Origin of the sequence: Kitasatospora sp. NPDC091257 (genome assembly GCF_044757675.1) — a bacterium.
GTDB lineage: Bacteria > Actinomycetota > Actinomycetes > Streptomycetales > Streptomycetaceae > Kitasatospora > Kitasatospora lactacystinica.
In genome coordinates this window covers 1-6,614 of the sequence record NZ_JBIVVI010000439.1, presented here as the reverse complement: position 1 = coordinate 6,614, position 6,614 = coordinate 1, and the positions used below count along the sequence as shown (strand labels likewise).

Here is a 6,614-nt window from a genome sequence, read left to right as displayed (position 1 = left end):
CCCGGCCCGGCACCCCCGCCCGGGTCCGGCGGGCCGGCACCCGGGGACGGCGGCTGCCCAGCGGCCCGGGCCGCCGGTCCGGTTCGGCGCCGTTCACGCCCATGGGCGGTCTGCCGGGTGTAAACGCGCGGGGCCGGGGCAGGCGCGAAGCGGCACCGGTCTCCCTCGGGAGGACAGTGGTCCTCCGTGTACAAGCGGTCGGATGTGGGGAGAATCGATGACGCAGGGTGGGGGGAGAAGGAGGCAGACATGAGAAGCCTCACGCGCCGTTACGCGGTGACGCTCCCCGGCCCGATCGGCGGGCACGCCCCACTGTGCTCGGTCGTCGTGCACGAGACGCAGATCGTGGGGCCCGACGGGGGCCTGGTCTGGGAGAGTGCGGAAGGCGACCTGCGGGTGGAGATCGCCAGCGGGGTGGCCACCGTGCTGGCGTTTCCCGGAACCGGCAGCCGGCACCCGTGCCTGATGGCGGTGCCGCTGCCCTGAGCACGCGGCCGGGACGCGTGCCGCAACGAAGGCGAGGGGGGAGCGGAGGCGACGCGGGCGGGCGTCGCGACGGACGGTCACCGCGCGGTGGCGGCCAAGGCCTCGCGCACGGTGACCAGGCAGGGGTCGCAGTACCGGTCAGGCCCGGCCGCACCGGCGCCGTCCGCTGCCGGGACGACGCGCTGGGAGGGCTCCAGGAACCGCCCGCAGAGCGAGGACGACGCGTCGTCCTTCGCCACCACGTGCCACACCACGGCGGGCGGGGAGACCGCCGGGTCGTGCTCGGCCCACATCTCGTACACGGCGCTACCTCCGGATCGCTGGGGGCTCGGTGAGTCCATGCAAACCCGGGCTCTGCCGAACGGCCACCGGGCCAGACCCGGTGGGATGGTTGTGGGCCGGTGGTGGTCGGGCCCGGCGCGGGCGCCGGCTCACTCCTGGCGGTCGGAGCCCCGACGGTCGGCGCCCGGGCGCCCCTGGGCACCGGTCCGGTCGCGGCCCTGGCCGGCGGCCAGGCGGCGCCGGATCACCAGCAGGTCGAGTCCGGCGAGGGCGGCGAACCCGGCGCACAGGGCGGCGAAGAAGGCGTAGGTCCCCCGGTTGGGCGCGGGGCCCGGGCCGGCCAGCGCGGCCAGCACGGCGAAGGCCACCGTCCCGCCGACGAACAGGACCAGGAAGACCCGGGACAGCAGCCGCCGCAGCTCCAGGTCCGAACGGGCGGTCACCGGCTCGGTGCCCCGGCGCACCGATTCCTCGGGCCGCAGCTGCGGCGTCGTCCGGCCGGGGCCCTGCGAGGTGTGCGGGAAGTCGTGGCGCTCGCCGCTCCGGCGACGGGCCCCGCCGCCGTGCTGCACGCTCGGTCTGCGATGTACGGACATGACGACCCCCGAACGGAGTCGATCGGTGGTGTTCCGTCGGTGCGCCTACCCGCGCCCGGCGCCGGTACACGTCGGCGGGTGCGCACCCGCGCTGTTCGAGCCGCAGCCGGACCGCCGGCCGTCGACCCGGCCGGAGGTCTCAGGGGGTGACTGCGTACTCGGTGAACCGGCCGCAGGCGTGGAATCCGAGACGGCGGTAGACCGGTTCCCCGTCCGATGACGCCTGCAGGACCGCGGTGCGGCAGCCCGCGTCGTGGGCCGTGCGCAGGGTGGCCAGGGTGATGGCTCCGCCGTACCCGCGGCGGCGGTCGGAGGCGAGGGTCGCGATGTTGTAGATCCCGGCGACACCCGCGAAGAGGACGACCTCGGCCGAGCAGACCGGTCGTCCGTCCGCGTAGCCGATGAGGTAGCGCGCCGGGCAGTCGGGGGCCAGGGCCCGCTCGGTCGCATCGGCGTGGAAGCGGCGGACGGTGGCGGCCGGCGGGTTCCGGTTCGCGGCCAGGACCATCGCGTAGTCGGCGAGTTGTGCGCGGAATCATCGCGGCGCCCGATGGATTCGGCCGCTGTTCAACGGGGCTTGGCCCGGCCGATGATCCACGACCGCTCCCGGTGCCTACCGTCGGGGCCCACACCACTTCCGGGAGCGAACATGCACGACATCCAGGCGACCGAGCACGAGTGCGGCTGCCCGCGGACCGCCGACCTCGACGGGGAGGGGACGGCCGCGGCCAGTCGGCGCCGATTCCTGCGCGGGGCCGGTCTGGTGGGCGCCGGGGTCGGTGCCGCCGGTCTCGGCCTGCTCGGTGCGGTGCCCGCGCAGGCGGCCGGGCCCGAGCAGGGCGGTGGGGCCGAGCAGGCCGGCGGGGCCGGGAAGAAGCCGAAGAAGGCCGGGGGGAAGGGGCGTTGGCAGCCGGACCCGGACGCCCGGCAGTTCACCGTCGTGGTCATGCCGGACACCCAGTACCTGTTCGACCAGGACCGGATCCACCCGGCGCCGCTGGAGGCCTCGGTCCGCTACGTGCTGGACGGCGGGGTCAACCGGGAGGACGGGACGGACGACAACATCGTCTTCCTGTCCCATCTCGGGGACGTCACCGAGAACGGCCTGGCCGTCGAGTTCGCCGCCGTCACCAAGGTGTTCGGCCTGCTGGACGAAGCGGGCGCGGCCTACGGGGTGCTCGCCGGCAACCACGACGTCCGTTCCTCGACCGACGACCAGCGCGGCAGCACCCCGTACCTGGAGACCTTCACCAAGGCCAGGGCCGCCCGCACCGCCGGGTACCGCGGTTCCAGCCCGGACGGCTACAACACCTGCCACGTGTTCCGGGCGGCCGGCCGCGACTGGATGGTGCTCTCGCTGGACTGGCGGCTCTCCGACGTGGGCTTCGCCTGGGCGAACGGGGTGATCGCGGCCAACCCGAAGGTCCCGGTGATCCTGACCACCCACGACCTGGCGTACGCCGACGACAGCGGCCGCGCCGAGCTGTCCGACAACGGGAAGCGGCTCTGGGAACGGCTGGTCGACGGCAACGACCAGATCTTCCTGACCGTCAACGGGCACTACTGGCCGCCCGGCCGCACCGTGCTGAAGAACCGGGCCGGCCACGACGTGCACGTCCACATCACCAACTACCAGGACCGCTACTACGGCGGCGCGGCGATGATCCGGGCGTACCGCTTCGATCTCGACCGCAGCACCGTCGACGTGTCGACCTTCTCGCCGTGGATCCAGCAGATCGCGGCCGAGGAGCGCAACGCGCTGGCGGCACAGAACGTCGAGCTGACCTCGGACGTGGACCGCTTCTCGCTCGCGATCGACTTCGACCGCCGGTTCGCCGGCTTCGCGCCCGTCCCGCAGCGCCCGGCGCGCCGGGCGGGCGAGCTGCTGGTGCGCGACACGGTGGCCTACTGGCGGTTCGACGGCGGTGGCGGGGACGGCACGGCCGTCTCCCCGCAGCAGGTCGTCAAGGACCTGAGCGGGCAGGGCAACGACCTGCTCTGGCAGGGCGCCCCCGGCACGCCCGAGGGCGCGCTCAGCTGGTCCGCCGAGCACCACCCGGACCAGCCCGGCCACGGCAGTCTGCTGTTCAAGGGCACCCGCTCGCCGGTGCGCGGCGGCTACCTGCAGACCGTGCCCACCGCGCCGCTGAACCGGGAGACCTTCGAGCGCGGGTTCACCGTCGAGGCCTTCTTCAAGCTGCCCGCCGACTGGGACTCCGCGCAGAGCCGCTGGTCCGCCCTGCTCAGCCGGTGGGGGACGGCCGGTGAGGCGGGCAGGAGCGGGCCGGGGACGGACGCCGACGAGCCGGTCGCCACGCTCAGCGTCTCCGAGGCGCCGGCCCTCCAGTGGTGCGTCTACCCGATCAACCAGACCGGGGCGTCGACCTGTTGGGGTCACCAGCTGCCGCTGGACCGGTGGTGGCACGTCGCGGTGGTCAACGACGGGAAGCTCAGCCGGATGTACGTCGACGGCTGCGAGGTGGCGCGCAACCCGGCGACGCCCGCGGTCGGGCTGACCACCCTGGGGCGGCCGTGGATGCTGGGCGGGTACGCGTACGCGGGGGTGCTGGACAAGGTCTTCCACGGGTACGTCGGGGATGTTCGGATCGTGCGGCGGGCGCTGCGGGCGGGCGAGTTCATGACCGCCTGACCGCGCTCCACGGCGCTCGACCGCACCCCGTCGAAACCTCTCCGAAGTACGGACACCGCCGGGCTCCGATACGGGCCCGGCGGCGTCGTCTCCCGGTACGGCGCGGTACGGCGCGGTGCGGCAGGCGCCGGTGCGCGACAGCGGGGCCGGAGCCGTCAGCGGAGCAGGGTGGCCTCGACCCCGGCGAGGATCGCCGCCAGGCCCTGTTCGAAGCCCTCGTCGAAGTCCTGGAACATCACCCGGCCCGACGCGGCGGCCAGGGGGTGGGCGGCCAGGCGCTCGGCGCGGGCGTCCACGTCGTAGCCCTCCGCGCCGTCGAAGGGGTTGGGGCCCATCGCCTGCTCCTCGACGACGTAGCCGATGGTGAAGCTGTAGGCGGTCTGCCAGGCCCGGGTGGCGGCCGTCGGGGTGAAGCCGGCCTCGACCAGTACGCGCAGCGAGGCGTCCAGGCCGGCCGCGTAGCTGGTGTCGGTGAACCGGGCGCCGCTGTAGACCTTCGCGCCGTCGCGGTAGCGAAGCAGTTCGGCGCGCAGGGTGCGCATCGTCCTCAGGTAGCTCTCCCGCCAGTCGCTCGCAGGCGGGCCCTCCCCCGCCCGGCCGGTCATGCGGCGCATCATCTCGGTCGCCATCTCGTCGAGCAGCGCCTGCTTGTCCTTGAAGTGCCAGTACAGCGCGGGTGCCTTGACGTCGAGCCGGGTGGCGATGGCGCGCAGCGTCAGGCCGTCCAGGCCGGCCTCGTTCAGCAGGTTCAGCGCGGTGTCGACGACCTGGGCGCGGTCGAGCTTGGGGGTTCTCTGCGGGGTCACGGTTGACAGTTTAACGCCGTTAAGTGCAGGCTGTCGGCAACGGCTGCTTAACAACGTTAAGGAGGTTGCCGTGACGTCTCGCGGCATGCACACGGACGTCCTGGTCGTCGGCGCCGGGCCCACCGGACTCGCCCTGGCGCTGGACCTCGCCCGGCACGGCGTCGCCGCGCTCGTGGTCGAGCGCGGCGCGGAACTCTTCCCCGGCTCGCGCGGCAAGGGTCTCCAGCCGCGCACCCTGGAGGTGTTCGACGACTTCGGCGTGCTCGACCGGGTCCGCGCGGTGGCGGGGCACTACCCGCCCAACCTGATCTGGCAGGACGGCGAACCCCAGGGCGAGCACCGGATGTACGACCCGACCGAGCCCTCCGAGGCCGAGCCGTACACCGAGGCGCTTATGCTGCCCCAGTGGCGCACCCAGCAGGTGCTGTACGGGCGGCTGCGCGAGCTGGGCGGCGAGGTCGCGTTCGGCCGGGAGCTGGTCGGCCTGGCGCAGGACGAGGCGGGCGTGACCGCCGGGTTCGCCGCCGGCGGCCCGGTCCGGGCGCGGTACGTCGTCGCGGCGGACGGCGGGCGCTCGACGGTGCGGCGGCTGCTCGGCATCGGGATGACCGGGGAGACCGTCGACCCGGACCCGATGCTGGTCGCGGACGTCCGGATCGACGGCCTGGGCCGCGAGCACTGGCACGTGTTCCGGTCCGCCGAGGGGCTGCTGGCGATCTGCCCGCTCGGCGGCACCGAGGACTTCCAGCTGGTCGCCCAGTTCCCGGAGGGCACGGCCGTCGACCTCACCCTCGACGGACTGCGCGAGGTGGTCGCGGCCCGCTCCCACCTGACCGCCGAGCAGGTCACCGAACTGCGCTGGATCTCCGAGTTCCGCCCGCGCGCCGCACTCGCGGACCGCTTCCGCGCGGGCCGGGTGTTCCTCGCGGGCGACGCCGGGCACGTCCACTCGCCGGCCGGCGGGCAGGGTCTGAACACCAGCGTCCAGGACGCCTACAACCTGGGCTGGAAGCTGGCCGCGGTGCTGGCCGGACGAGCGGGGGAGGAACTGCTCGACAGCTACCAGGAGGAGCGCCGCAGCAACGCGGCGGCGATGCTGGAGCTGTCCACCCGGGTCCACCGCGGCGAGGAGCGCCGTGGCCGGGCGACCCGGCAACTCGGCCTCGGCTACCGGGAGTCCACGCTCTCGGTGGAGACCCGCCGGAACCTCCCGGCGGACGCGCTGCGGGCCGGCGACCGCGCCCCGGACGGCCGGCGGGGCGCGGTCCGGCTGTTCGACGCCTTCCGCGGGCCGCACTGGACGCTGCTCACCGTCGGCACGGACGCGCCGCTGCCCGCCGTCACCGCCCCGGTGGTCCGCATCCCGGCCTACGCGGCGTACGGCACCGGCGTCTTCCTGGTCCGGCCCGACGGCTTCGTCGGCTGGGCCGGTACGACGGCCGACGGCCTCGGGGAGTACGCGGGCCGGCAGGGGCTGCTCGCCCCCTGAGCGGGCGTCCGGAGCCGTTGGCCGGGCGTCGGTCCGGCCGGGTGTCGGTCGGCCCGGCTTCGGTCCGCCGGTGGGTGACCCCCGCCGCAACGGGAACGGGCGAACCCGTGGTCACCGCAACTGCGGCGCACGGCAGTTGCTCAGTCCGGCGGCTCGTGCGGGTCCGGCTCGCGGGCCGGCGCGGTCGTCTCGGACTCGGCGCCCTGCTGAGGCCTGTTCTCCTCCTCGTGCCCGGACCGCGGCGCGCTTTCGCCGGTCATCCGGGACTCGGGGGTCTCGACCGGGACCGGGGAGTCCCTGGGGAC

6 protein-coding genes and 1 pseudogene are annotated in these 6,614 nt (G+C 74.4%); 3 read left to right on the top strand and 4 right to left on the bottom strand.

All coding sequences use genetic code 11. The features are described from left to right. Positions 1–249 precede the first annotated feature (249 nt). Positions 250–486: a DUF6296 family protein gene (locus ACIQOV_RS20895; protein WP_401050495.1), complete on the top strand. Its 237-nt coding sequence runs from the start codon at positions 250–252 to the stop codon at positions 484–486. Between the two features lie 77 nt (positions 487–563). Here the strand turns inward: ACIQOV_RS20895 and ACIQOV_RS20890 are convergent, their stop codons facing one another. From ACIQOV_RS20890 to ACIQOV_RS20880, 3 genes and pseudogenes are all read right to left on the bottom strand, one after another. Next, entirely contained in the window at positions 564–788 is a 225-nt protein-coding gene (locus tag ACIQOV_RS20890) for a hypothetical protein (RefSeq protein ID WP_401050492.1), read from the bottom strand. A 129-nt stretch (positions 789–917) separates the two neighbouring features. Then, positions 918–1,364, bottom strand: coding sequence for a DUF6343 family protein (locus ACIQOV_RS20885; RefSeq protein WP_401050489.1), 447 nt, complete (start codon positions 1,362–1,364; stop codon positions 918–920). Between the two features lie 139 nt (positions 1,365–1,503). Next, positions 1,504–1,890 (bottom strand): annotated as a pseudogene (locus ACIQOV_RS20880) (GNAT family N-acetyltransferase); the annotation flags it as partial. Positions 1,891–2,013: 123 nt separating this feature from the next. Here ACIQOV_RS20880 and ACIQOV_RS20875 point away from each other — a divergent pair. Further along, positions 2,014–4,014 (top strand): LamG-like jellyroll fold domain-containing protein, encoded by a 2,001-nt coding sequence (locus tag ACIQOV_RS20875; protein ID WP_401050486.1) that lies wholly within the window; start codon positions 2,014–2,016, stop codon positions 4,012–4,014. 155 nt (positions 4,015–4,169) lie between these two features. Here ACIQOV_RS20875 and ACIQOV_RS20870 read toward each other — a convergent pair whose 3' ends face one another. Continuing rightward, a complete protein-coding gene (locus ACIQOV_RS20870) occupies positions 4,170–4,820 on the bottom strand; it encodes a TetR/AcrR family transcriptional regulator C-terminal domain-containing protein (RefSeq protein ID WP_401050483.1) in 651 nt (216 codons plus the stop codon). Positions 4,821–4,905: 85 nt separating this feature from the next. Here ACIQOV_RS20870 and ACIQOV_RS20865 point away from each other — a divergent pair, with 85 nt between their 5' ends. Next, positions 4,906–6,309, top strand: a complete 1,404-nt coding sequence (locus ACIQOV_RS20865) for an FAD-dependent monooxygenase (RefSeq protein ID WP_401050497.1) — start codon at positions 4,906–4,908, stop codon at positions 6,307–6,309. Positions 6,310–6,614 lie beyond the last annotated feature (305 nt).